This window comes from Mastigocoleus sp. MO_188.B34, assembly GCF_030065675.1.
GTDB lineage: Bacteria > Cyanobacteriota > Cyanobacteriia > Cyanobacteriales > Nostocaceae > Mastigocoleus.
In genome coordinates, this window is sequence record NZ_JASJDK010000002.1 from 1 (window position 1) to 26,320 (window position 26,320).

The following is a 26,320-nucleotide window of genomic DNA, read 5'->3' on the forward strand; positions in this document are numbered from 1 at the left end:
TAGGACTTACGCAACTGGCATATTTTTCCTGTAGGGTGTGTGACGCTGTAAAAATACCTGAACGTAAGAATCAGACTTATAGCGTCACGCACCAACCACCAATTGTGACACTTGCGTAAGTCCTGTAAATTTTACCCGCATTCTATTTCTTATAGTATCAGCACAGCTTGCGTTAAGTGCATGTTATTAGTGCAGCGTCTTCTAAAGAGAGAAAGTAATCATAAAATTCTCGAGCTTGCAATTACCATCTCCCAAAGAAAGTGCTACGCGAATGTAATAACAAAATATGTTTTTCACAATTTGGGATTTCTTCAAAATAAAAGATATAGCAGTTCAAATTAGTTTATTGTTTCTGTTGTTATACCTGCATCATATTTGCAACAGAAGAGTTTTTCGTTGTCATGATTTAATCACTAAAATTTTTATACGCAGAGTAAACTGTTATTGACACTTTAAATATTACTTAAATACTACAAATAAATGATTACAATAATTGTATGAGATAAATCATTAAATAAAAATAATATTCGATTAAATAATATTTTGTTGATTTTATAAAATTATTATTTTTGCTTTTAACATTTTTTGCATACTAATTTATTTATATTTTATTGATATAAGATTGCATTAAGATAGGTTGTTTTTCAGAATTTAATCAAAAATATTAAGTGAAGTAAATATGCCATAAATTCCTGCTATATATGAGTTATATAGCGTGATAATCAAAACTTTTAATGACTTGAACAATTTGAAAACACTAGGTTATTTAATGAAAATTATCCTCACAAACTATGTATAAGAAAATTATTTATATGTTTATAAAACAAGAATATTAAGATATTTTTTCATGCATTAATAATTATATTTTTATTGTGTAAATGATATTTTCATATGATTTAAAAATATAATTAATTTTGTATAAAAGCAAAAACATTCAGTTACAAATTAAATCGCTTTTAACCTAAATTTAATTGGGAAATGAAATATTATAAAATATGTCTCTCATGGTTTTATCTTGTGAGATTTGTTGATTTTGCCGTTATTTTATTTCCTCTTTGGCGTAAAGAATTACTCTATTGAAGAGAAACAAAGAATAGATTTTAGGAAATTGAAATACAGATAATTTCTTCATTGGTGGTGCTACAACTTAAGACGTTAGCCCCAATGAATTACTAACGCTAAATAGCAGACAATAGGAGAACTAAATTTACTTCATGGCTAACACACCATTTGATACACAAGAACAGGGTCAGTTAAAGGGTCTTAATGGTTATGAAGTTGACCCAATATTTACCGTTGGTGAAACCATTAATACTTACACCCCTCCAGGTATTCTTGATGGTTTGGGTGCTTACGAACTTTCTGATAATACCGTTCGGGTTTTGGCTAACCATGAGTTAACTGCTGATGTTGGTTACGCTTATACCCTGAAAAATGGAACCTCCTTAACTGGTGCTCGTGTAAGTTACTTCGATATTGATAAGGAAAGTCGTGAGGTTGTTGGTGCAGGTTTAGCTTACGACACAATTATCAACCGCGCAGGGGAAGTTGTTGATGAAGCATCTGACCTAGAATTTAACGGTTTGAATCGTCTATGTTCTGCTCAGTATATTGAAGCTCATCAGTTTGGTGATGGTATTGGTTTAGAAGATGGTTTATTCTTTACCGGTGAAGAAACTGGTGGTGGTACTGAATTTGTTCTCGACCCTGCAACTAACACCCTGCATGCAGTACCTTGGATGGGTCGTGCTGCGTGGGAAAGTGTTACCGAATTAGATACTGGGGATACTGAGACAGTAGCGATTCTAATCGGTGATGACCGTGGTGCTGCTCCTCTATTAATGTACGTTGGTACTAAAGATAGAACTGAAGGTGCTGGTCTGCTAGAGCGTAACGGTTTAGCAAATGGTAAGCTCTATGTTTGGGTTGCAGATAGCGGTGAAACCACTCCTACTCAATTCAACGGTACTGGCGAAAACCGTGATGGTAGATTTGTTGAAATCGATATTTACGATCCTGACCTTGCTGGTACAGAGGGTTATGATGCATTAGGTTTTGCGACTCAAGAGAAGCAAGACGAATTAGCAGCAACAGCAGGTGCATTTGAATTTTCTCGTCCTGAAGATTTAGCAACCAACCCCACAGATGGAACCCAAGCGGTACTAGCTTCCACCGGTCGTAGCAGCTTATTCCCAGAAGATAGTTGGGGAACCACTTACATTATCGATGCAGATTTCAGCGATCTAGCAAATGGTAATATTACTGCTAACGTAAATGCCATTTATGATGGTGATGATGCAGGTGCTGGTCAGTTTGAAGGTCCTGACTATGGTTTGCGCAGCCCTGACAACTTAGAATGGGCTGATGATGGTACCATTTATCTCCAAGAAGACCGCAGCTTCAGCGAATTTGGTTTAACTTCTGGAGAAGAAGCTTCTATTTGGGCGTTAGATCCAGAATCTGGCGAACTCACCCGCGTCGCTCAAATGGATCGTGGTGCTGTCCCCGAAGGTCAAACAGATGGCGACCCCGATGATATTGGTGATTGGGAATCCTCCGGTATTATCGATGTTTCCACCTTGTTTGGCGAAGATCCTGGCGAACTGTTCATGTTTGACGTCCAAGCTCACAGCATTCGTGACGGCGCGATCGCAGATTCCAATCTCGTTCAAGGTGGTCAGCTTGCATTCTTAACTAATCCTCTTGAGACAGTTAATAAACTTTCTCCAGAGAACACCTTTGATACATCATCTCCGGCTCAAATGCAGGGTCTTGATGGTTATAGTGTAGATCCCCTATTCACCGTTGGTGAAAGTTTTGAGACAGAAGAAGGAGTTTATACTCCCCCTGGAATTTTAGATGGTCTAGGTGCTTTTGCTCTAGATAGCGATACCGTTCGCGTTTTAGCTAACCACGAACTACGTTCTAATCTTGGTTATGCTTATCAATTAGCTAATGGAACTTTCCTAACTGGTGCTCGCATAAGCTACTTTGATATCAACAAACAAACCCGTCAGTTAGAAGATACTGGTTTAGCTTACGATAAGATTATTAACCGTCAAGGTGAAGTTGTAGACGAAGCTTCTGACCTGGAATTTGGCGGTCTCAATCGTCTATGTTCTGCTCAGTACATTCAAGCTCATCAGTTTGGTGAAGGTCGCGGTTTAGAAGATGGTATGTTCTTTACCGGTGAAGAAACCTCTGGTGGTACTGAATTTGTTGTAGATGTAGCCACTAACACCATGTACGCTGTACCCTGGATGGGTCGTGCTGGTTGGGAAAGTGTTACTGAGTTAGATACTGGAAACACCGAAAATGTTGCAATTTTAATTGGTGATGACCGTCAAGGCGCTCCTCTATTAATGTACGTTGGTACTAAAGATAGAAGTGCAAATGCTAGTTTCTTAGAGCGTAACGGTCTAGTCAATGGTAAGCTCTATGCTTGGGCTGCTGATAGTGGCGAAACTTCACCTGAAGACTTCAAAGGAACCTTTGCAAGTCGTACTGGTAGCTGGGTAGAGATTGATATCTACGATCCTAGCCAAGCTGGTAGCGCCGTAGATTCAGATGATGATGGTAGCATCCAAGACGAACTTGGTTACGATGCTGATGGTTTCGCGACCCAAGCTCAACAAGATGCATTAGCTGTAAATGCAGGTGCATTCACCTTCTCTCGTCCTGAAGACCTTGCTACTAGCCCCACAGATGGAACTGTAGCAGTTATGGCTTCCACTGGTCGTGGTAGTCTGTTCCCTTCAGATGACTGGGGTACCACTTATAAGATTGATGTTGATTTCAACAATATCGCTACAGGTGATATCACTGCGAAACTTGACATCCTTTATGATGGGGATGATGCAGGTGCTGGTCAATTTGCCGGACCTGACTTTGGTTTACGTAGCCCTGATAACTTAGAATGGGCTAAAGATGGTTTTATTTACCTTCAAGAAGACCGCTCCACTAGGAATTTTGCTCAAACTTCTGGAGAAGAAGCTTCCATCTGGCGTTTAGATCCTAACTCTGGTGAGTTGGTTCGGGTCGCTCAAATGGATCGTAGTGCTGTTCCTGAGGGTCAGACCGACGGTGACCCCACCGATATTGGTGACTGGGAATCCTCCGGTATCATTGACGTTTCCACCTTATTTGGTGAAGCACCTGGTGAACTATTCTTGTTTGACGTTCAAGCTCATAGCGTGCGCGACGGTGTGATTGCTGATGCAGACTTAGTTCAAGGTGGTCAGTTAAGTTTCTTGAGTAGTGACGGTTCCACTGCTGGTGGAAGTTCATTCATCACTACTAAAGATGACAATGGTAACACCGTTGAAATGCTTGACATTCGCAATTTTGATGGTCAGGTAACAGTAGATTTCACCATTAGTAGAGAAGCAGACTTCAACAACGAAGTTTACTTCTTAGCGGTTGATGATATTACTGGTAGCATTGGCGGTGTAACAGTTAGTGATGATGGTTATCTACAAGCTGCTTTAAGTAAAATCGTCTCTGCTAAATTTTCTACTACCGACGATAACCAAACAACTGGAAGCATTCAATTTGAAGGTGGTTCCTTAGTTGTTCCTATGATTATCGCTGATGGTGGTTTAGAACAGCTACAAGATGGAGATAGCAGTAATGACCCTGCTGTTTACTTCTCATTCCCTGGTGCTGTTGGTGGTGATGGTTTCGACCACATCCGCACTAGCGGTAATAATGTCTTTGAGTTTGAAGATCAAGCTAATGGTGGTGACCAAGACTTCAACGATATTGTCATCACAATCGATAAATTGGTTGGGTAATTAGATTTTTGATTTTCCCGATCGCGAACTAAATTGTTGATTGCAAAATTGCTTGCGAAATAAAATTAAATCAAACCTGGAGCGATTAACTATTCCAGGTTTTTTCATATTTACTTGTTAATTTATATATAAATTTTAGCGTTATTTAATTATAGAATTATTTCGACCTAACCTTTATACTTAATAAGTATAAATATAGTATTTATTAGAACTTAAATTTTCTCGGAAATTGGGAATTTTGGTGACTTTGCTGTAAGTATAAATGGGGAGCACGTCAATTTTTAGAATTTACCAAAATGTAGGTTGTCATTGCGACGCTAGATTAGTGCTTAGGGAAGCTTACTGTAGGTATTGTGTGTCCCCAAGGAAATAGCACTCAAACTTTTGGAAATAAATCCCTCGGGGAATCGCTATGCTAAGGTAACGAATGCGTCAGTTATATATTCTACAAGAGTAGATTTTATGGCTACACTGACAGTAGGAATAGTATTTTTATTTATGTTTTTGAGTGACATAGTATAAATTACTTATTGGCTGTTTGCTGTATTAAAAAGTCAAAAATATCTTGAAGATATAGAGAAATAAAAAAATATTTTTAAACTATGTTTAATATATTTTTAATCAAGAAGATAAATAATGTTAATTATGCTGCTAAGTATTTTATGTCACAAATATTTAGTATTTTTTCAAACTAAAAATGCTGAATAATTAGAGGATAGTTTTATTTTTCCAATCTGAAAATAATTAAGTAAGGGACATCTCTTCAATGGCTAAGAACGTTATTATCACGATTGGCGACGGTGTGGGATGGGAAATTACCCATGCTGCTGCGATTCCAAAACAGATTAACGAAGGTGCTACTGGTATAAACTTAGCTGATTTCTATGCAAAAGGAAGTGGTAATGGTTTAAGCTTCCAGAATTTAGAAGGTTATGCGATCGCAACTAGCGGTGGAACCTATATAGATGGTATTAAAAGTAATTCAGATTTGATTATTTTTGGCGATCGCACCTTAGCAATACTCAATGGTGTTACCGATCTGGATGTCAATAGCAGCATTGTGTTTGCTTAATACTGATTCTAGAAATCCCCTAAATTATCCTTGAAAAGGTGTTTTCAAGTTACTCATTTACAGTATTAGCTGATAGATTCCCCTAAATCCCCCGCTGTATTGGGAAACTTTGACCTGTTCTTCCCTTTTTTAGGGGGTTTAGGGGGGATATGGACGAAAACACGTTCTTGTTAAGAGGGTTAGGTGATCTCTACAAAATTTCGTAAATAAAAAAATTAAAATTTTTTGGGCAAATTTCTAGGGAACTAAAAGATAATGACAAAGGCTAGACTTAAGGGGTTTGCATCTCTACCTGCTGACACTTTTGCTGATGGACCTCAATCTGGTGCAGATAATGGTAATGGTGAACCAATTTCTGCTAATGGACGAACTGGTCCCTTTGATGGTCAACCTGTTCAAGGTTTTAGTGGAGTACAGTTTGCTCCTGGTGTAGATTGTTCTTACTGGTTTTTATCGGATAATGGTTTTGGCGCTCAAACTAATAGTGCTGATTATTTATTGCGTTTGTACCAAGTTAATCCTAATTTTGTTAGGGAAGAAATTGTTGGAACAGAAATTACCGGACAAGAAAATGGTGATGGTTCTATTGAGGTAGAAGGTTTTATTCAACTTTCCGACCCTGGCGGTTTAATTCCCTTTGATATTACGAATCAGGACAGTAGCGAAAGGTTATTAACCGGTGCTGATTTTGATATTGAATCTTTTGTGATCGATAAAAATGGTGATATTTGGATTGGAGATGAGTTTGGACCATACATACTACATTTTGACTCTACAGGCAAGCTCCTAGAGGCTCCAATTTCGACTCCTAATATTAATAATGTAGGAACTAAAAATTTAGAAAATAATAATCTGAAAACTCTTAACGGTCAAGATCCCTTAGTAATTGCTCACCGTGGTGCGAGTGGTGATTTTCCCGAGCATACTTTAGAAGCATATCGAGCTGCGATCGCAGCTGGTGCAGATTTTATTGAACCGGATTTGGTAACTACTAAGGATGGGGTGTTAATTGTGCGTCACGAACCCATGCTTGATGATACTACTAACGTGGCTGAGGTTTTTGGTGAAGACCGCAAATCAACTAAAATGCTTGATGGTGAGGAAGTCACTGCTTATTTTGCAGAAGATTTTACCTTAGCTGAAATTAAGCAGTTGCGTGCGGTTCAATCTCGTGATTTTCGCGATCCTGCTTTTGATGGTTTATTTGAAATTCCCACTTTCAAGGAAGTTATTGAACTGGTTCAGGAAGTCGAAGCGCAGACTGGTAAGCAGGTCGGGATTTATCCAGAAACTAAACATCCTACTTTCTTCGACGAACAAGGTCTTTCCTTAGAGGAACCTTTAGTTGCAACTTTACAGGAAACAGGTTTCACAGATCCAAATCGGATTTTTATTCAATCCTTTGAATTTGCAAATTTAATCGATTTACAAAATAATTTGCTTCCTGCTGCTGCTTTAGAGAATTTACCTCTAGTTCAGCTTTATGGTGATGTGGAAGATGCTTTCATCAATGAAAATGGTGGTGGTTTCTCCGTTCCCTACGATATTGTTGCTAATTTCAGCAAAGAAGGTTTCGATGAAACTGCTGCGAGAGCAATTTATGGCGATTTAGTCGATATCGTCCCTGATTTTGGTATTAACACTACTTATAAAGACTTAGCGACTAAGGAAGTTTTTGATTATATCGGTAATAACTACGGTGAAGGTATTGGTCCGTGGAAAAACAGTTTTGTTTTACGGGAACCCTTAGATACTCCCGTGGATGGAAATGGTGACGGTGTTGCTGAAATCACCTCTCAGTTAACCGGTGAAATTCGTCCTTATATAAATTGGGCTCATGATGCAGGAATGCAAGTTCATCCCTATACTTTAAGAGACGAAGAACGTTTTCTCACCCTCAATCCTGATGGTACTCCCCAAACTCCACAAGGTGAAGTCGAACAATTAATTAATTTGGGTGTTGATGGTTTCTTCACCGATTTTGCTCGCACCGCTGACCCGGTACGGGATGCGATCGCAGCATCTGAAGTACGTTCTCCCCAAAATCCCGACTTGAAAAACTTTAATAGTTTAAGTGGTGAAGCACCTTTAGTCATCGGTCACCGGGGTGCGAGTGGGGATTTCCCCGAACATACTTTAGAAGCTTATCGTTTAGCAATTATTCAAGGTGCTGATTTTGTTGAACCAGATTTAGTAACTACTAAGGACGGGGTGTTAATTGCGCGTCACGAACCTTTACTTGATGATACGACTAACGTTGCAGAAGTATTTGGTAGCGATCGCAAATCAACTAAACTCCTTGATGGTGAGGAAATCACTGGTTATTTTGCAGAAGATTTTACCTTAGCTGAAATTAAACAGTTAGGTGCGGTTCAATCTCGCGACTTTCGTAGCGATGAGTTTGATGGTAAGTTTGAAATTCCCACTTTCAAAGAAGTCATTGAACTGGTTCAGGAAATGGAGTCGGAGTATGGTTTCAAAGTTGGTATTTATCCAGAGACCAAACATCCTACTTTCTTCGACGAGCAGGGTCTTTCCTTAGAGGAACCTTTAATTGCAACTTTACAGGAAACAGGTTTTACCGATCCAAATCGAATTTTTATTCAATCCTTTGAATTTGCAAATTTAATCGATCTCCAAAACAATCTCCTTCCTGCTGCTGGTTTAGAGAATTTACCTCTAGTTCAGCTTTACGGTGATGTGGAAGATGCTTTCATCAATGAAGGTGGTGGTGGTTTCTCCGTTCCTTATGATATTGTTGCTAATTTTAGCAAAGAAGGTTTTGATGAAGCTGCTGCGAGAGCAATTTATGGCGATTTAGTTGATATCGTTCCCGATTTTGGAATCAATACTACTTACAAAGACCTAGCTACCAAGGAAGTTTTTGACTATATCGGTAATAACTACAGTGAAGGTATTGGTCCGTGGAAAAACAGTTTTGTTTTACGGGAACCCTTAGATACTCCCGTAGATGGAAATGGTGACGGTGTCGCTGAAATTACCTCTCAGTTAACCGGTGAAGTTCGTCCTTATATAAATTGGGCTCATGATGCTCTAATGCAAGTTCATCCCTATACTTTAAGAGACGAAGAGCGTTTTCTCACCCTTAATCCCGATGGAACTCCCCAAACCACCGGTGAAGAATTCCTCCAGTTAACAGAATTAGGAGTAGATGGTTTCTTCACCGACTTCCCCGAAACTGGACGGATCGTAGTTGACGATTTAACCCAAGAACCTAACTTACGTGGTTCCCGTGGTTTTGAGGGAATGGCTTTTAGTTCTGACCGCACCAAAGCTTATCCTTTATTAGAAGGAACAGTTGTCGGTGATCCAGAAAATTCCCTGAGAATCTACGAATTCGACCTACAATCAGGTGAATACACTGGTTTAGTCGGTTACTATCCCACCACAGATGGTAATCCCATTGGTGACTTTACCCCCATCAATGACCATGAATTTTTAGTGATTGAACGGGATGGAGGACAAGGAGACGCAGCTGAATTCAAGAAAATTTTCAAAATTGACATTTCTAAAGTCGATGAAAACGGCTTTGTAGAAAAAGAAGAAATTGTTGATTTATTGAACATCGACGACCCCAACGACTTAAATGGTGATGGTGAAACAACCTTTAAATTTCCCTTTGTCACCATTGAAGATGTCCTAGTTGTGGACGAAAACACCATTTTGGTTGCAAACGATAATAACTATCCTTTCTCCGTTGGTCGCGGTCCCGACATCGATAATAATGAAGTCATCCTCCTAGAACTAGATCAACCCTTAGATTTAGATCCGCGCTTGGGTCAAAACCCAAAAAAAAATGAAGAATCTCAAACTAAAGAACCTGAACTAGTTGAGGGTACTGATGGTACAGACTTATTTGTTGTGGGAGATAACCTCAGCAATGAGAAGAACATTGTGTTTACTGGTGCTGGTGACGATGAAGTCGATCTAACCGGTGGAAGTGAAAACCGGGTTAATACAGCTGAGGGTGACGATCTGATTTTTGTCAGTCTCAAAGATAGAGTATTTGGTGGTGAAGGGAATGACACCTTTGATGCTACCGATGGTATGGGTCAAAATCGCATGTCCGGTGGTGGAGGTGATGATATTTTCTTCCTAGGGAAAGAAGACCGCGCTTTTGGTGGTGGAGGTGATGATAAATTCTTCGTTCAATCCGGTGGGGATAACCTTATTTCTGGTGGTGAAGGTGCAGATCAATTCTGGGTTGTGAGTGGAGAAATTCCCGAATCTGCAAATACCGTTCTTGACTTTGAAGCAGATACCGATGTTATTGGTATTTTGGGTAGTGCAAGTTTGGGTATTGATGCATCGACTTTAGATGTGATTAATGATGATGTTAATACTGCGATCGCTTTTGGGGATGATACTTTAGCTGTGCTTAATGGTGTGACTAATTTTGATGTTAATACTAGTGTTGTTTTTGGGTAATTCACCAATGATGTAAAGGCGTTACCAATAATGTAGAGACGTTGCATGCAACGTCTCCACTGACCGTATTATTAAATAAACAACCCAGCATCAACAATTTATTCTTTTTTTACCTATTAGCTAACCCTCTAAACCCTCTATGGGACTGATTTATAGCCAAATAATTCGCTATATGTTACACTTTACAAGTCGCTGCATAAGAAAAGAAGAGTACCTCCCCTGAAAGGCGTGACCTGGGTGAATTCCCAAATCGACTCCAACAAAAGGTAGTCCCCCCATCACTTTTGGATTATTACTACCATCAGAATTGACTACTGTACTTATCAAATCATGCATAAACATCTCCCATGTACCAGGACCAGCCTCGCTTCCATTTATTCCACCCCACCTAACCTCGCTTTCAAAACGTAAATAATTTTGCTCATCGTTTTTATTCCAATCTTCTCCTTTAATACCCAATCTATTTCCCGTCCTAACCCAAATTTTCTTTTGAACGCTAAAACCAAAGTATCCATTTGAATTCTTTACCCAAAGATTGTCCATTCTTCTTAGGTCAGCACAGGAAAATTGCTCAATATGTGGGACCTCTAGCCATCTCCGTCCTAGTTCGTTGTCCGGTATTTCTATTCTATTTGCAATAACAAGTATAAGTGCCCAAGTTGTTATATCAGCTTCTTGCCAATTCTTCCTTTTTAAGGAGTATTGAAGTTTAGAATAATAATGTTCTTTTAGAGAATCCCGAACTTCTTTCTTAGGTTGTAGCTTAAGTAATTCTTCATGGACTGATTCAATATTTTCAGCAGTGATAATTTGATTGTCTGTAAAAGGATTTGTATCGTTTGGATGATTTTTTAGAACATCATATGCTTCTTGATAAGCTGTGATAGCTTTTGACTTATTTTTCTCTTTAATTAAATTTCCTTGCATCCCTTTAACAATAACTTTAATCTGCAAACCCTGGGCCGAGGTAATATTTCCTTTTTTATTTAAATATTTCAGACTTTCATCAATTTTACTTTGAGCTTCATCTGGCTGCTTGAGTAATTGATATGGTTCCCCCATAGAAGCCAATAACATTGCTTGTTTGAGATGATGGTTATCAATCCTAAAGGATAAACCAGCTTGTCTTAAAGCTTTATCTGACCAATATATAAGCTCTTTATTACGTAGTTCTCCCGCTAGTTTGGATAATTTTTGAACATTTTCAACGTCTTTCTTTGCAAAAGTAAGTTTCTTTTGTAAGCTTTGTGCTTCTTGATTGGCACTATCGGCTATTTTTTTAGCATTTTCAGCTTTAACTTGTTCAACTTTAGCTTTCTTTCTTGCTTCTGTAGCTTCCTGAGTCGCATTATCAGCATTTTTTTGTGCTTTTTGAGCTTGCTTTATTGCTTCTTTAGCTTGTCGCTTAGCGTCTTCAGCGATTTTTTCTGCTTCTTGAGCTTTAAATTGTTCGACTTCAGCTTTGTTTGTTGCTTCTCGTGCTTTTTGCTGTAATACTATAACTTTTTCTCTTTCTTTTTCAGCTTGTGCGCTAGCATTTTCAAATTTTTGACTTGCTTCTATGGCTTTTTTGTTAGCACCTTGAGCTATTATTTGTGCTTTTTTAGCATTTTCTTGTGCTTGAAATGCTTTCTCCCCTTCTCTTGCAGCAAATACCCCTAAACTTAACGCTCCCAATAGAGCCACAATTAAAACAACAGTCCCATACCTAATCCGCTTTTTAGCTTTCTTATTAGCCTTACTTAATAGCTGATTTCTTTTTTCTATTGCTTCCTTTTCCTGAATAGCAATTTTCTCTTGAATTTCCTTCTCACTACTAGCAGCTAAAAACTGCTTATCCTGATAACTTAAATTCTTATTTTTCGCCCATTCCTCAGCATCTGCTAAAGCCTTTCCTTGCAGAAGTCGAGATTCATCCTTACTTCCAGAAGCAACCCAAGCGCGAAAAGCTTCCGAATATGGGCGCAGATTTCTTAATTGGACTTTAACCCAACCCCGATCAAAAATCTGTTGATAAACTCGATTATAAACCCTTAACTTGCCTTGTCTTTTAACAACTAAACCAGATAACCTTAACTCGCCAGATTCCACACTGTTATTTGCAATAACTTCTCCCTCTTCCTGAATCTGCTGATACAATTCCAACAAATACCCGGCTCGTTGGTCATTAGAAAGAATTCTATCCCTGATAGTTCGTAAATGCTCTGGATCGTCCTGAGATTCCCAATTTTCAATAATCCTTGCTTTTACAATCTCCTCCACTAAATTTTGTACAGACGTACCATGGTACGTCTCTACGACTTTTGAATTTTGTACAGACGTATCATGTGAATTTTGTACAGACGCACCATGTGAATTTTGTACCATAAATTTGCAGAGTTTTTGACTGAGAAATGGTTGTCCACCCGTCCAATCGAGAATCGATCGCATTACCTCTTGAGGATTATTAACTTTTCCCCGTAATCCTGCAATTAACGGTTCAACTTCCCCAATTTGAAAACCATGTAATTCTATTGCTTCCCCAATATTAAAAGGAGTTTGGGTTTTATTCCTAATCAAATCACCAGGAGTTGCTACCCCTAACAATGCAAATGTTAACCGTTTAAAAATAGGATTATCAACTCGTTGATTCTGGAAAAACCGAATTAAAGCGAAAAAATCATCTAAAGAAAAATCTTGACTCAGTACCTTATCAATTTCATCTACAAAAATGACTATTGGTTCTGGAATATTTGCTAATAATACTTTTTCTATGAATAAACTCAAACATTGCACTGGTGAAAGAATAGTTTGATGTTTCTCCCACCATTCTTGCCAATCAAAATCAAATTTATCTTCTAATTGACAGCTTTCTGACAAATTGTAAACTATTCCGCCATACCACTGTTGTTCAGTTACCTTACCAATTCCTGTTAGGTCAATTGCTGCACAAACTCTCCCTTCTTTTTGTAACCGTTGCATTGTCCGTACCCGCAAACTAGACTTACCCATTTGTCGGGAATTGAGGACATAACAAAACTTACCATCAAGTAACTTTTGGTAAAACTCCTCATCAGCTTTTCGCTCCACATAACTAGGAGCATCAACCGGGAGACTTGCACCTACTTGATAGAAATTGGAAGTGGAGGTGGAATTAGTTGCTGTCATGATTAAAATTTCTCACAACTAGTACGCCTTGGATTAAAATCCCAGGCTCATAGGGGAAGTGTGATAAATCATACTGAGTATAGCTTGTAGTGCGTTTTAACGTACTTTGTCTATGAGCCTTGTTCGCTAAAGCGGCGACACTTTTAGTGTTGAAATTTATTTCTGTGGATTTTGGACTTAATGACATGGTGCAAATTATCAGTTACAAAACACGGCGAAAATAATCGCGGTATAGTTGACACCGGGGTGTGACATGATTGTTTTCTCGTTGTACCAGTCCCAAACTGTGTAATTTGTAGATTTGGAATGAATCTAATTCTACTCCTAGATTTGAGTTAACAACCTGTTTAAAAGCTTTTCTTAAATCCTCACCCTGTGACAACTTATTTAGTAGATCGCGTAAATGATTAATATAAATTCCTTCTTCCGTTGCTGCCTTTTGTAACAAACCTTCTAAAGTTACTTTGTCAGTAATCATATGATACATCGCTAACCGAAGTAGGTAAGGGTGTCCTCCCAACATTCCGTTTAATTCTTCTAGTTGAGCATTGTTTAAATTGATTTCATGTCTTTGGGCTAAATCTACTACCTGCTGCTGATTTAACTCCTTGAGTTCTACGGGTACTCCAGCATTAAAAGGTGATTGATTGTAATCTAAGGGAACATAAACTTCGGTAGAATGGGCTAATACCAAGCGCATTTGCTTCCAAACATCAGAAATCTTCCCTTTTTCATGCCAAGAGCGTAACATCCCAAAGAAATCTTCGACTAATTCACCGTAAGGAAATAATCGGTCTACTTCGTCTAAGCATAGAACCAAAGGAGTATTTATTTGTTTTAATATATACTTTTTAAAGTAGGATGTGCAGTTATCATTACTACCTAAAATATTAGTATTCCAAGTATTATCTACATTGTTATCGAGTTCGAGTTCTAAGGATACCTTGGTACATATCCAACGTAGAAACCCATCAAGATTGCTAAATACAGCTTTTTCTATGCTACGAAGATCCAAATAAACTGTTTGATAATTCTGCTCTTGACCATAAGCTAAAATTCGTCTGAGTAAAGATGTTTTTCCCATTAACTTCGGAGCTTTTATCCGAACTAGAGAACCGGGTTGTACTAGTGTTTGGAAACAACAAGATTTAATATTATTCCGCTCGATGTAAAAAGGTGAGTTAAGAGGTACGCAACCATCAGGATATTCTAATTTATCCACATAAAGATTATTAATTTTTGTTCTATTTTCTTGTTTTTCTATATAGGAATTGAGTGATAATTCTTCAGCGATTGCTTTTAAACTAGAATTTCCAGGATTGGAATTACACGCAGCAGAAATTAAGTTATCAATCCAATGCTCAGCCTTTGATTTTTTAATTAAATTAAATACTATTTCTTGTAAACTTTTACCTAAGGCAATATTGTCTAGGCTTTTATTCAACTCAAACAATAACATCTGCTCTAATGACACTTTATCGGGGAAAGCATCTATTAAAGCATCTGTCAATTTCTTATATTCTTGACCGGATATATTCATTTTTTTATTATATTTTTTAGTTATATTTTTTAATCAGATTTTTTAATATATTTAAATTTAAAGGATGGAAATTTATTAACTTTTTATTATTTAAGTTTTGAGGATTTATGAATAAATTATATTATGCAAGTTCAGATAATAAACAATTTATATAAAAAATCGTAGGGCGCACCGACGTGCGCCCTGAAATATCATTTTTCACTTCAAAAGAGTATTTGCTTTTTCAAACTCAGTATAAAGATTTTTCAGCCATCGCAAAATTATGTTTTGGAAGTGATTCAAATCATTTTTACCATTGTGGAATGTGTTCCAAAAGACCGTTGACATGTTCTTGGGGTACTACTAGTAAGTCATGATGGTTATTGCTAAGTGTTTCAAAGCTCTTTTTTTCTAACTTGAACTTTCCCCTTTTATTTATAGGTTCAATTTGAAACAGTTCTACATCATCATATAAGATCGAACTTAAGGAGAGATTTGCTTCGGCTATAGTTTTGCGAGTCATTGCCGACATCTCCATAATAATGATAGGGCGATCTTTTCTTAGGGTCTGAGCTAACCCTTGAAGGACAAAGGGTTCAAAACCTTCAACATCTATTTTTATCAGAGAAACAGGATTGATTCCATTCTCTGTCACAAACTTGTCTCCCTGACGTATTTGTAACAAAATGGGGGTTGTTTCGTTTCCCGTGCAATCGGATACAAATGAGCCTGTACCTGAACCCCAAGCCCAGGAATCAGGCTTATAATATTCTAATTCATTGTCTTCTGCACCAAGACCAAATTGGTAAATGTGAAAAGATGGATTTTTGTGCTGTTTACACTTCGCTTCTAGGGAACGAAAAATCTCGGGATAGGGTTCAAAACTATGTACAGAATCTGCGAAATCTAACATGAAATGAGAGTGTGAACCAACATTAGCACCGACATCTAAGAAATTAACTGCAATCTTTTGAGAGGAAAGATAGGTCGCTGCAAATTGCAGAACTTGGGTAATGTATTTTTCATAAAATTGAAAGAAGAAAATATGATGATCGATGCCGAATTTTAAATTTCCTGCATAGGGTTTTCCTAAATTATTAATCGTGAAATCATATTCAAAGAAACTTCCATTCGGAAATAGTGATTTTAATAAAACACCTCTACCACGATCTATTCCATATCGAAACATATATCCCAACAACTCAACCAGAGTTTTTTGGAAAAAATTTGGAGTCCTTATAGTTTGGTTAGCCATTTTACATTGCTCCTTAAAATACAGATTAATGTTTCACTAGTATGAGGTTCAAAATCCTCGCTTTGCGTTTTATACCAACTTGTAATATCAAGCGTAAATCTCAAGAAAGTGTAACTTTCAAAATAATTTAACTTTCAAAATCTTGCTTTTTCGAGCAAAAAGCCGAATAATCTTGAAATTTACAATTTGGTAAATTGAATTAACTTTAAAATTACATCTATAAAATTACATTTATAAACGTAAGTCGGTATTTAATACGGTTCGGATAAGATCCCCCTAAATCCCCCTTCGGAAGGGGGAATTTGACTGGTTCCCCCTTTTTAAGGGGGGTTAGGGGGGATCTAGACGCAAACACTTTTTAAGAAGGGTTAGGGGGGATCAGACGCAAACACTTTTTAAGAGGAGTTAGGGGAGATCAGACGCAAACACGTCTTCAAACAATTACCCAAAAACAACGCTGGTGTTAACATCAAAATCAGTCACACCATTGAGTACAGCTAACGTATCATCCCCAAAGGCAATGGTAGTATTAAAACCATCATCACTCACATCCAAGGTTGATGCATCAATACCCAAATTTGCACTACCCAAAATACCAATAACATCGGTACCAGCTTTAAAATCAAGAACGGTATTTGCAGATTTAGGAATTTCTGCGCTCGCAATCCAAAACTGATCTGCACCTTTACCACCAAAGATGACATTATCCCCACCGGATTGAACGAAGAATTTATCATCACCTTTACCACCCAAAGCGCGGTCATTCTTACCTAAGAAGAAAATATCATTACCTTTACCACCAGACATCCGATTACCACCCATACCATCGGTAGCATCAAATATGTCGCGACCAGCACCACCGAATACTCTATCTTTGCTACCGACAAAAATCAAATCGTCACCACTACCAGCGTTAACTCGATTTTTGCTTCCACCAGCTAAATCAATTTCGTCATTACCAGCACCAGTAAACAGAATATTGTTTTCACCTTTGAAGTCTTTCCCAGCGACTAACAAATCATCACCATCAGTACCGGTAATTAATTTTTTGTCTTCAGGTGATGCTGGTTTTGGTGACTGAGGATTGCGGGGGTCATAGCTGTTAGGATCGATTTGTAGGGGATTATCGAATGCATTTGCAACTCCCTCCCAAGGAACGAATTTAAAGTTAGTGCTATTGTTTTCTAATTCTTCCTCATCTTGAACAACGTTTTGGGGGTCGTTTGCTCCATCTTGGACTACTAATAAACCATTGGGAAATTCTGGACCTAAAGGTACATTAATAACATCTAAACCATCGGTTTCATTAGCTTGGTCAATATCACCATTGTCACCAACAGCAAAACTACCCAAATATTCGTTATCACCTTCGCGGTTAAATACTGCGTAGCTGCTATCACCTTGGGAAGAAGCGATTAAGTAACCGGTACCATCTTTGCCATAATATATTGATAAACCTTCTACATCAGGGACTAAGGGAGAAGTACTAGTATCTGTAAATTGAGTTGTACCTTTCGGGAGGTCGTCAATTAAACCTTGAGCAACTAAATTGTAAGCAGTACCTGTAGGATGTACAGCATCCCACCAAAAATATTCATCGGGGTTAGGTACTACTGCTCCAGTAGTTGTATTTAAAGCGGGTTCATTAATATTAGTGAAACCAAATTTGCTTGGATTAGCTTGAATTGTAGTGATTTCACCAGCAACATCTAATTCAGTAATGTTTATTCCCAGTTCATCTTCAAGTTCATCTAATTCAATATCTAACAAGGTGTTAAATTGAGCTGATAAGGCGTTGAGTTGATCACTAATTCCAGCAGCATTAGAGGAGGGAAGTGTACCCAAAGGTGCAAGGTTAGGAATTATAAAGTTTTCGGCACCTGCATTCGCTAGGGTGGTAATATTATCAGTTAATCCTTCTAAGACACTTTCTGGTGTAGGTATATTTTCTGCCGTTGCTTCAGCATTTGTATCGGGGAAAAAGTTATTAGAACCTGCAGAGATGAAGAAAACATCAGTTGCTTCTGGTGTGTCTGTAGCTAAATAGGAATTAATTTGTTCACCAACATTTGGGAAACCTTCGTCGGAATTACCAGAACCAGCTTCAGCGCTTCCGAATGCATAATTGTTCCCACCTGCGAGGGAAGGTGTAGAAGCTGATAAACCTAATTCTTTTGCAAGGATTTCGGGTACTAATTCACCGTTGGAAAAGCGTCCGTTAAAGTAAGGTGGAGATGGTGGTTCAGTCCCTTGTGTGATGAGGAAGACATTACCAACATCTGCTAAGCTATCACCAAAGGTAATAAAGTCACTAAATGGAACTTGTTGTAAATCTTCTTTGGATTGAGAACCTTGAACTACAGTAAAATCATTACTGCTTTGTGGTTCTGCTCCAAATTTCAAAATACCCGCACCATCTTCCATTGCGACGTAGAGAAAACCCAATTCTTTGTCTACAACTAAACCTTCTGCTTGACCATCTTCTGCTGTTCCGTCTTCAGGAATTGGTAATTCTAAAGTACGGACAACTTTAGCTTCCATTAATGCTTCATCAGCAGGTCCCAATTTAGAAGTAAGTTCGATTTGAGCAACTTTGTTTCCATCTGCTTGGGTAACAAAGACGTAGGATTTACCAGAGGTGGGACTGGTATAGGTTGCTAAACCGTAAGCTGTCGCTTCACCGTCATCGACACCAAAAATAGAAAAAGCTGGATCGTCTAATTCCGGTGTGGGTAATTTATTAAGTTCACCGTTTTCCGAAATCGTGAAAATTGCTAAACTATCATTTGCTCGATCAGATGCGATCGCTATATCAATTTTTGGTTCATAACCAGCGATCATTGATGCGAAAGGAAAATTATAGATAATATCGACGTTGTTAAACCTTGCTTTGTAGGAATCGCTGGGTTTTTCAAGACCAAAGTTACCTGATGGACTTATTTCTCCTGGAATTGTCTGTTGAATTTCCCCTTTCAAGTTAAAGGTTGCTAAACCACCATCTTTAAGGGTTCCAATAACAATACTTTCTTCAGGATTATTGGGATTAACCCAAATTGCGGGGTCGTCGGAGTCTCCTTTTAAGACACCTTCTGATGTTTCATCATTAATAGTGTTGGGAGTTTCTACCGTAGGGAGAACTGTAGGGGTGGTATTTAAATCTAAACCTAGAGCAATAAACTGAGTTTTTTGAGTGTCATTAAAGTTATTATCGCTCGCAACAATTAGGGATTGACTACCATCGGGTAAGGTTGGACCTAAAGCTAAACCTTCTAAATTATCGGGAGTAATTCCCAAGTCTTTAAAGTCTACCAATAACCGCTTTTCTACTGCTGGATCGATTTCAAAAGATTGATTCTCTGATTCATTAAATAAACTATTTTCACTGCTTACGTCCAACGCTCCTTGGGTTTTTACTTCATAAAGCTTAACCGTGTTACCTTTTCCAACGGAAAAAGAACGTTCTAAAGCCAAAAGAGTACCATTATTATCAAGAGCAAGTAATTCGACTAAACCATTGACTTTGAAAGCATCAGGAAGTAGCGGTGCTTCAGCAACTGGATCTAACTCATAAACAAATTCACCTACAGGTTCTTTAGTTTGTAAGTCATATTTAATAATCCTTACCAAAGCTCCCTGTTCTAAATCTGCTCTGGGACCATCTTGAAAAAGCGCATCTTCAACAGCTGTGTAGAGAAAATTTCCATCGGGAGAAATCGCTAAACTTTCGAAAGCAGCATTGTTGCGAATTCCACTGCTTTGATCTGCTGTGGGGAGAAATTTTTCTGGAACTGGTAATTCACTTAGTTGTTTACCTTGTAACGAAAACTCATTTACAAAAGGATTAATTAGTTGATTCGCATCACCCTCAGAAGAAATAAATAAATTACCATTCTTACTCAAAGCAATTCCTTCTGGATCCAGACTTGCTTCAGCAAAAGGATTACCATCTTCATCTAAAAGAGTAGTAACACCATCAAAGGTAATATCCCCATCATTTAAAGAACCATCACTTAAATCGATAGATAAATTGTAGAAACGAGCAGGGTTTCTTTGACTGCGATCGTCAGATAATCCGTAGTAAACACCCTTATCAGCATCGTAAGCTAAACCAGAAATTCCACCGAATTCTGTTCCATCGACCTCTAATCCAGTGGGGAAAGTTACCTCTCCGAGGAACTTGACACCCTTAACGTTTTTACGATCTTGATTATTAGTTGTTTGATTATTAGTTTGCATATCATTACTTGTACGAACATCAGCATAAACTAGACGATGGTCGGAACTAGGAAAAGGAAAATCTCCAACCAAATCGAATTGGGGGTCATTGCTCTCTGGCCAAAACACCCCAGAATCGTTAATATCTAAGCTCTCAGAAGGTAACACATAATCAACTAGCAAGTTACCAGAACCATTATTAAAGATATTCACTTAAAATCTTTCATTTAGAGGTTAAGGAACAAGTATATTGAGGTTAAAAGTTTTTAAACTGAATCCTGGGGCTTGAATAATGAATCAAATTTATTTTTTTCATCAATGAATTCAGGGTACAAGTCCCTGAATTCATTAATTGATAATTAATTCGCAAATTACGAATTACGAATTAGTAATTATTTGGTCATAACCCCTAAAACTTATGCAGGATAATAAACACAGCCCCCAGTCATCTAAAAAGATGTTCACACAAATTTCCCGATACCTGAATCATATCTCTTTATAAAATTGTGTCATGGTTTAAAAGGGGGTTTTTACGTTTGCTACTGCGCGAAAACAAGCCTGGGAGCAACACCCGTTAAAAATTATTTTAGGCATAAACAGGCTTATAGAAGTTAACAAAATTGTTATTTCATATTTTCAAAAGAGCCGTACCCATAGTCGAAATGCTAGTTGATATTTTTATTCTGACTCCTGAGTCTTTAATGTTGAATTCTCAGAAAAAACAATTCTTAGCAGAAGCGGTGCGACTAAAGTGGTTACAATTACCATGATAATAATTCCTGCATCCAAGGAATTTGATAATACCCCACTAGCTGCACCCAAACCAGCAAATACTAATCCTACTTCACCCCGAGGTATCATTCCAAAACCAATTGCTAATCGGTTTACAGGTTCTTTAGTAATAACAGCAAAACCAGCTAAAATCTTGCCGAAAATTGCGATCGCAATCAAACAAGCAGCAATAATCAAACCCTGACGGTTTTCGGGAATTGCAGGATTGAGAACACTTAAATCAATTTTTGCTCCGATAGTAACAAAAAATATTGTTGTGTAAACATATACGAAGGGTCGGAATAGCTGCTCCAATTTCTCTTGAAACTTAGTTTCCCCAAGGACTAAACCGGCAGCAAAAGCCCCTAAAATAGCCTCCAAACCAATTGCAGATGCACTCAACGCAAATGTATTGAGAAATACTAGAGCTAACAGCATCAGTGCAGCAGGATTAGATAGACGGTCAATAATACTGACAAAAAGAGAACCAAAAAGTCTATTGAGGACAACTGCAACTAACACAAAGGCGATCGCACTTGCAATAAGGTAAAAAATGTTAATTATTTCAACTTCACCGGTTTTTACTAGACTAAGTACTACTGCAAGTACGACAATTCCGAGAATATCGTCAAGAATTGCTGCACCAATAATAATTTGACCTTCGTCGGACTGTAATCTACCAATATCTTTAAGAACTTTAGCAGTAATTCCAATGCTTGTAGCAGTTAAAGCAGCACCTGCAAATACAGCAGGGATAGTCGCAACTGCAAAAATTTTCATCAATACTAAAGTTCCTAAAGCAAAAGGAAGAACAACTCCTGTTAAAGCTACTGTTGCAGCTTGGGAACCAACTCTAATTAAATCTCTTAAGTTAGATTCTAAACCTGTGGTAAATAACAGTGCTAAAAGTCCAACATTTGCACTTTCATCTATATATTCCTCCATTTGAAACTTGTATGCTTCCTGTGCAACTGTTGAGGAAGTACCGGTCGTAAATTCCAGAAATTGAATTAAAAGACTGTTAGCTTCTCCTCCAGATTGGGAAAATATCAATAATCCCAGTACGGAAGTACCAAGCAAAACTCCGGTAGTTAGATCTGCTAACACCGACGGTAAGCCAAAACGGGTACAAATTTCTCCCAAGACGATGCTGAAAATAAAAATAATTGCAGCAGTAATAACTAAAGCTCCAACGATGGCTTTATCATATCCTTCTTCAGTATTTGCTGCTGCTAAAAGAGGAATGGGTTGTTGAGAAACTAGCTGTGCTCCCCATTCATAAAAAATGGTATTGAATATCAACACTTATTCTCCATTAAAGTAAAGCGAATGCTTCGATTTGAGAGCATTTTATCTTGCTTGGACTATCAAAAAGTGTAAAGACGTAGTCTCTGCTACGTCTCTGTTAGTGATAAACCAAAATAAACAAATACCAATTGTGTTATTTCATCTATTCGGAAAGAGCTATGGGTAAGCAAACTTTAAAACAGGTTTTTCCCGGCTCTGACTCTAGGTATATCGCTCCCTTATGACGATTTTCCACAATTCGCCTGACATTATCTAAACCCAATCCAGAACCTTTTCCAACAGGTTTTGTTGTGTAAAAAGGTTCAAATATTCGCGATTTAATTTCCGCAGGAATACCCGAACCAGAATCGATAATTTCCACGCTGACAAAATCTTCAAAACGAGAAGTCTTTAATTTCAATTTCCCTTTACCATCCATGGCATCAATGGCATTATCAATTAAGTTGGTCCAAACTTGGTTGAGTTCGCTACCATAAGCCATAATTTTTGGGAGGTCAGAAGCATAGCAACGATGAACCTCAACTCCGTACTTCAACTTATATGAGAATAGTCTCAGGGTGTCTTCAAGACCTTGATGAACATCAACCATTTGACTGACTCCACGGTCCAGATAAGAGTAAGATTTCATTGAACTGACTAAACCCGAAATCCGCTCAGCCCCACGCAAACCGCTTTGGATGATTGACATTACATCAAAAGACAACGCTAACCAACGCAGTCCCATATCCCTAAGTTCCGTAGGGTCGTCTTTCCAAGGTTCTATAAGTTGTTTAAGTGTATTAACTTTAACTCCACCAGTGGCTAATGGTTCGGCTAAATTCCAGGCATTTTCCACCCCATAATCTTCCAACCATTCTAAAATTTCTTCTTCGCGATCGCTCAAGGTAACTGGGTCTAAAGTATGATTAATAATTGCTTCGTAACCTTCATCCCTGATTTTGAGCCATTCTTGTGTATGAGCGTCATCCACGTTCCGTTGTCCATAAACAAGATTCATCCTTTGCAATTCTAAAATTGCTGGAGTGACGTCTTTAAGAGCGCGAACCACTGCTGCTGCTGGATTATTTAACTCGTGAGCCAAACCTGCGGATAAAGTACCAAGAGCTGCCATTTTCTCTCGGTTACGAATGAATGATTCTAAACCTCTGAGTCTTCTTCCTACAACTCGAAATATCTCGCGCTCAAAATCTCTGCAATCATGGAGTAATTCGAGAAAATCTTCACCCTTAAGTTCGTAGGCGATACAGTTAGTCAGTGCTTGCAAAGTTACGGGTACTGCTTCATCAGTTAAAACTTGAATTTCTCCGAAGAAACCCGGTGCTTCATGTCGTCCCAAAGGCATTTCCACACCTTCAGTGAGGCGGGTTATTGCCATTCTTCCTTCCGTAAGAATAAAAAATCCTCTTCCTGGATCGCCTTCAGAGATTAATTTCTCCCCAACCGGTATCTGAATTTCTTGAGAGCGATCGCATATCCATTCCAGTCTACTTTTAGGAAGTATTTTAAATAACTCCACACTTAAAAGTTCTTCTACACACAACACAACAGGACATTCCCCTTATTACAAACCAATTTACCCACCACTAATTGTTTATAGGCTACATTCACAGTAAGCTATTTTTGAGTTTCCAATTTTATCTTTACAGATTAATTCTTGTAACAAATAGCACTGATAACAAAAGTGCCTAAAGCTAATCTCAAAGGTGGGTTTTCAGACTCAGCAACTCTAATCATAACTGTTGTCTTCTCATTTAGTTGACCATATTTGCGATCGCTAATTCAAAGCTTCTTTTTTTGGTATTTGGCGACGGGATGCAAGAATATTACCTTAGATTATCCCCATCGATATATTTCCATTACCATGCAACTTAATGGCTGCTATCTAAAGTGTTCGATTATACTAGTAATATTCGTTGCATAATGTTAACTTACGCGATTCATCATCAAAACCCGACTAAAACCCGACTCTAAGTAATTGCGTTCGCGATCGCTTCGTCGATTGAGAATATCTGGATTTAAGATTTTAATTGCATTTTTTTACCTTTCCTATCTTCTGCTAAATAGGTAATTGCAATCCTTACCCTTCCTAACTCTTTTTATCTCATACTTATTCTTGTGCTGTTTCTGTCCAGAGATCCAATTCATTTGCTCACAAATGTGAAAACTCAATTCATTGCTAAAAGATAGAATAAATAATTATTATCCTGAGAAAATACCATTAATTAAATATTAAATATTAATAGAAAATCAATGAAAACTACTTCCAAGCACTAATAATTACTTTGTTTTTGCTGCTTTAATTACAGTTTTTATTTTTCTAGAGAAAGTTGCCAAAATGGCAACCTCAACCAAAATTTGGAGGATATCTTATATAAAGATAAACGACTTCAAGGGTGTTGTTGTCAGGGTGTATCACACCATTTAAATGAATTGTTGATACATTTTCTACCTTTTTCAAAGATAAAAATTAGTCACAAAATCATCTAAATAATAAAATTTAGATAATTCTAAAACAATAATCAGGTTTGACATTTGTCGCAATGAGAATATCAAATATATACGGATGCTGTTCTTGACCCACACGTTAGCCCCCAAAATAAAGTACAGCATGGTTTATATAGATTCTCTACGCTTCAGTGACAAATGTCAGGGTGGGAGTTTGAAAGCGATTGATATGCTTCCTCCCACCTTTTTTTTATTTATTAATAAAAATAAATGTTTATGGTTTTTATGAGAAATAATATTTGAAATAGATTCTATTCAATTAATAGTATTTAGACGTTATAAGGCAACGTCTTTTTTTAGTAATCTTATTTAAATCAATTTAAATAAAATTAAATAAAATTAGTTGTCATTAAGAATTCAATAATTTCTTCATTAACCACTTCAGAAGCACCTGATGAAGCATCATGACGACAATTTCTTAAAACTTTTAACTGGGAGTTAGGTAAACATTGATTTAATTTATAACCATGAGCAAGAGGAAACCAACTATCTTGCTCTCCCCACAATATTAATGTGGGACAATCTACAGAGTTTAGGTTATTTTGTATCTTGCTTAATAAACCAGTTTGATTGAACTTACAATTTTTGATTTCTCGATCTGCTATTTTTAGTTCTTCAGCTGCTTTGGTTAAAGTCCCGGGAAATTCAATAAACGGATAAGTGATCCAGTAAACATCCTCAGGAGTTAATATTGATGGATCAAACAGCACCTCACGTCGTTCCATCGCCATAACTTCTCTAATTAAAGGTGCGAATAAATACGTCAAACGCAAGCGATCTATTATTTCCACTACTTCTAATGGTGTGTGGGAAAATAATCTCATACCCCAATGAGGTAAAGCTTCTGTAAAAATTGGAACATTTACCACCACCAATCGCCCAATAATGTGAGGATGTTCTTGAGCAAGTGCTAAAGCAATCAAAGCTCCTAAAGATTCTGCAACCACCGTCGCTGGTTCTTCACATAGTTCCTTAATAATGCGTTCAAATTCAATCGCTTGGTGACCTTCAACCTCTCGACGATGTTGGGGTTTCTCTGAAAACCCAAAACCTTTAGCATCAAAGCAAATTACCCGAAAATGTTGGGATAATGGCTCAATACTTTTACGCCAGTTGTAGCTCCAACTACCAATACCATGTAATAAAATTAGTGGCTTCCCTACCCCTTTTTCTCCGTAAGCTACTCGCATGGGATAGCCACTAGCATCAGTAATCGTTAAGTATTGTCTACCTTTGGGAAAGGTTTTTTGCCACCAATCTTGCATTGATTTTGAATAGTAACTTGT

The 26,320-nt window shown here is 37.7% G+C and carries 10 protein-coding genes; 3 read left to right on the top strand and 7 right to left on the bottom strand.

The window, feature by feature from the left end; translation table 11 throughout:
• Positions 1-1,214 precede the first annotated feature (1,214 nt).
• The 3 genes from QNJ50_RS00605 (at position 1,215) to QNJ50_RS00615 (ending at position 10,314) form a co-directional block, all read left to right on the top strand.
• On the top strand, positions 1,215-4,793 hold the full coding sequence (locus QNJ50_RS00605; protein ID WP_300630975.1) for an alkaline phosphatase PhoX: 3,579 nt from the start codon (positions 1,215-1,217) through the stop codon (positions 4,791-4,793).
• Between the two features lie 766 nt (positions 4,794-5,559).
• Positions 5,560-5,865, top strand: a complete 306-nt coding sequence (locus tag QNJ50_RS00610; protein WP_300630977.1) for a hypothetical protein — start codon at positions 5,560-5,562, stop codon at positions 5,863-5,865.
• A 255-nt stretch (positions 5,866-6,120) separates the two neighbouring features.
• Positions 6,121-10,314 (top strand): glycerophosphodiester phosphodiesterase family protein, encoded by a 4,194-nt coding sequence (locus QNJ50_RS00615; RefSeq protein WP_300630979.1) that lies wholly within the window; start codon positions 6,121-6,123, stop codon positions 10,312-10,314.
• Between the two features lie 168 nt (positions 10,315-10,482).
• Here QNJ50_RS00615 and QNJ50_RS00620 read toward each other — a convergent pair whose 3' ends face one another.
• The 7 genes from QNJ50_RS00620 to QNJ50_RS00650 all read right to left on the bottom strand — a co-directional run bounded on the left by QNJ50_RS00620 (position 10,483) and on the right by QNJ50_RS00650 (position 26,299).
• The gene (locus QNJ50_RS00620) at positions 10,483-13,461 is read right to left on the bottom strand and encodes an AAA-like domain-containing protein (RefSeq protein WP_300630981.1); all 2,979 of its coding nucleotides are present in this window, start codon (positions 13,459-13,461) and stop codon (positions 10,483-10,485) included.
• A gap of 202 nt (positions 13,462-13,663) precedes the next feature.
• Positions 13,664-15,001: an AAA-like domain-containing protein gene (locus QNJ50_RS00625; RefSeq protein ID WP_300630983.1), complete on the bottom strand. Its 1,338-nt coding sequence runs from the start codon at positions 14,999-15,001 to the stop codon at positions 13,664-13,666.
• A gap of 289 nt (positions 15,002-15,290) precedes the next feature.
• Positions 15,291-16,235 carry an FkbM family methyltransferase gene (locus QNJ50_RS00630; RefSeq protein ID WP_300630985.1) on the bottom strand — a complete coding sequence of 315 codons (945 nt, stop codon included), beginning with the start codon at positions 16,233-16,235 and terminating at the stop codon, positions 15,291-15,293.
• A 441-nt stretch (positions 16,236-16,676) separates the two neighbouring features.
• Positions 16,677-20,663, bottom strand: a complete 3,987-nt coding sequence (locus tag QNJ50_RS00635; protein ID WP_300630986.1) for a phytase — start codon at positions 20,661-20,663, stop codon at positions 16,677-16,679.
• Between the two features lie 465 nt (positions 20,664-21,128).
• Positions 21,129-22,526, bottom strand: coding sequence for a cation:proton antiporter (locus QNJ50_RS00640; protein ID WP_300630987.1), 1,398 nt, complete (start codon positions 22,524-22,526; stop codon positions 21,129-21,131).
• A gap of 145 nt (positions 22,527-22,671) precedes the next feature.
• Positions 22,672-24,072 carry an ATP-binding protein gene (locus QNJ50_RS00645; RefSeq protein WP_300630988.1) on the bottom strand — a complete coding sequence of 467 codons (1,401 nt, stop codon included), beginning with the start codon at positions 24,070-24,072 and terminating at the stop codon, positions 22,672-22,674.
• A gap of 1,291 nt (positions 24,073-25,363) precedes the next feature.
• Complete coding sequence (locus QNJ50_RS00650) at positions 25,364-26,299, bottom strand: alpha/beta hydrolase (protein ID WP_300630990.1); 936 nt, start codon at positions 26,297-26,299, stop codon at positions 25,364-25,366.
• Positions 26,300-26,320: the final 21 nt, after the last annotated feature.

What these genes read in the sequence shown, in the direction of transcription:
- QNJ50_RS00650 (WP_300630990.1), bottom strand. Translation starts at nt 26,299, where the DNA reads ATGCAAGATTGGTGGCAAAAAACCTTTCCCAAAGGTAGACAATACTTA.
- QNJ50_RS00605 (WP_300630975.1), top strand. Translation starts at nt 1,215, where the DNA reads ATGGCTAACACACCATTTGATACACAAGAACAGGGTCAGTTAAAGGGT.
- QNJ50_RS00630 (WP_300630985.1), bottom strand. Translation starts at nt 16,235, where the DNA reads ATGGCTAACCAAACTATAAGGACTCCAAATTTTTTCCAAAAAACTCTG.
- QNJ50_RS00625 (WP_300630983.1), bottom strand. Translation starts at nt 15,001, where the DNA reads ATGAATATATCCGGTCAAGAATATAAGAAATTGACAGATGCTTTAATA.
- QNJ50_RS00620 (WP_300630981.1), bottom strand. Translation starts at nt 13,461, where the DNA reads ATGACAGCAACTAATTCCACCTCCACTTCCAATTTCTATCAAGTAGGT.
- QNJ50_RS00615 (WP_300630979.1), top strand. Translation starts at nt 6,121, where the DNA reads ATGACAAAGGCTAGACTTAAGGGGTTTGCATCTCTACCTGCTGACACT.
- QNJ50_RS00610 (WP_300630977.1), top strand. Translation starts at nt 5,560, where the DNA reads ATGGCTAAGAACGTTATTATCACGATTGGCGACGGTGTGGGATGGGAA.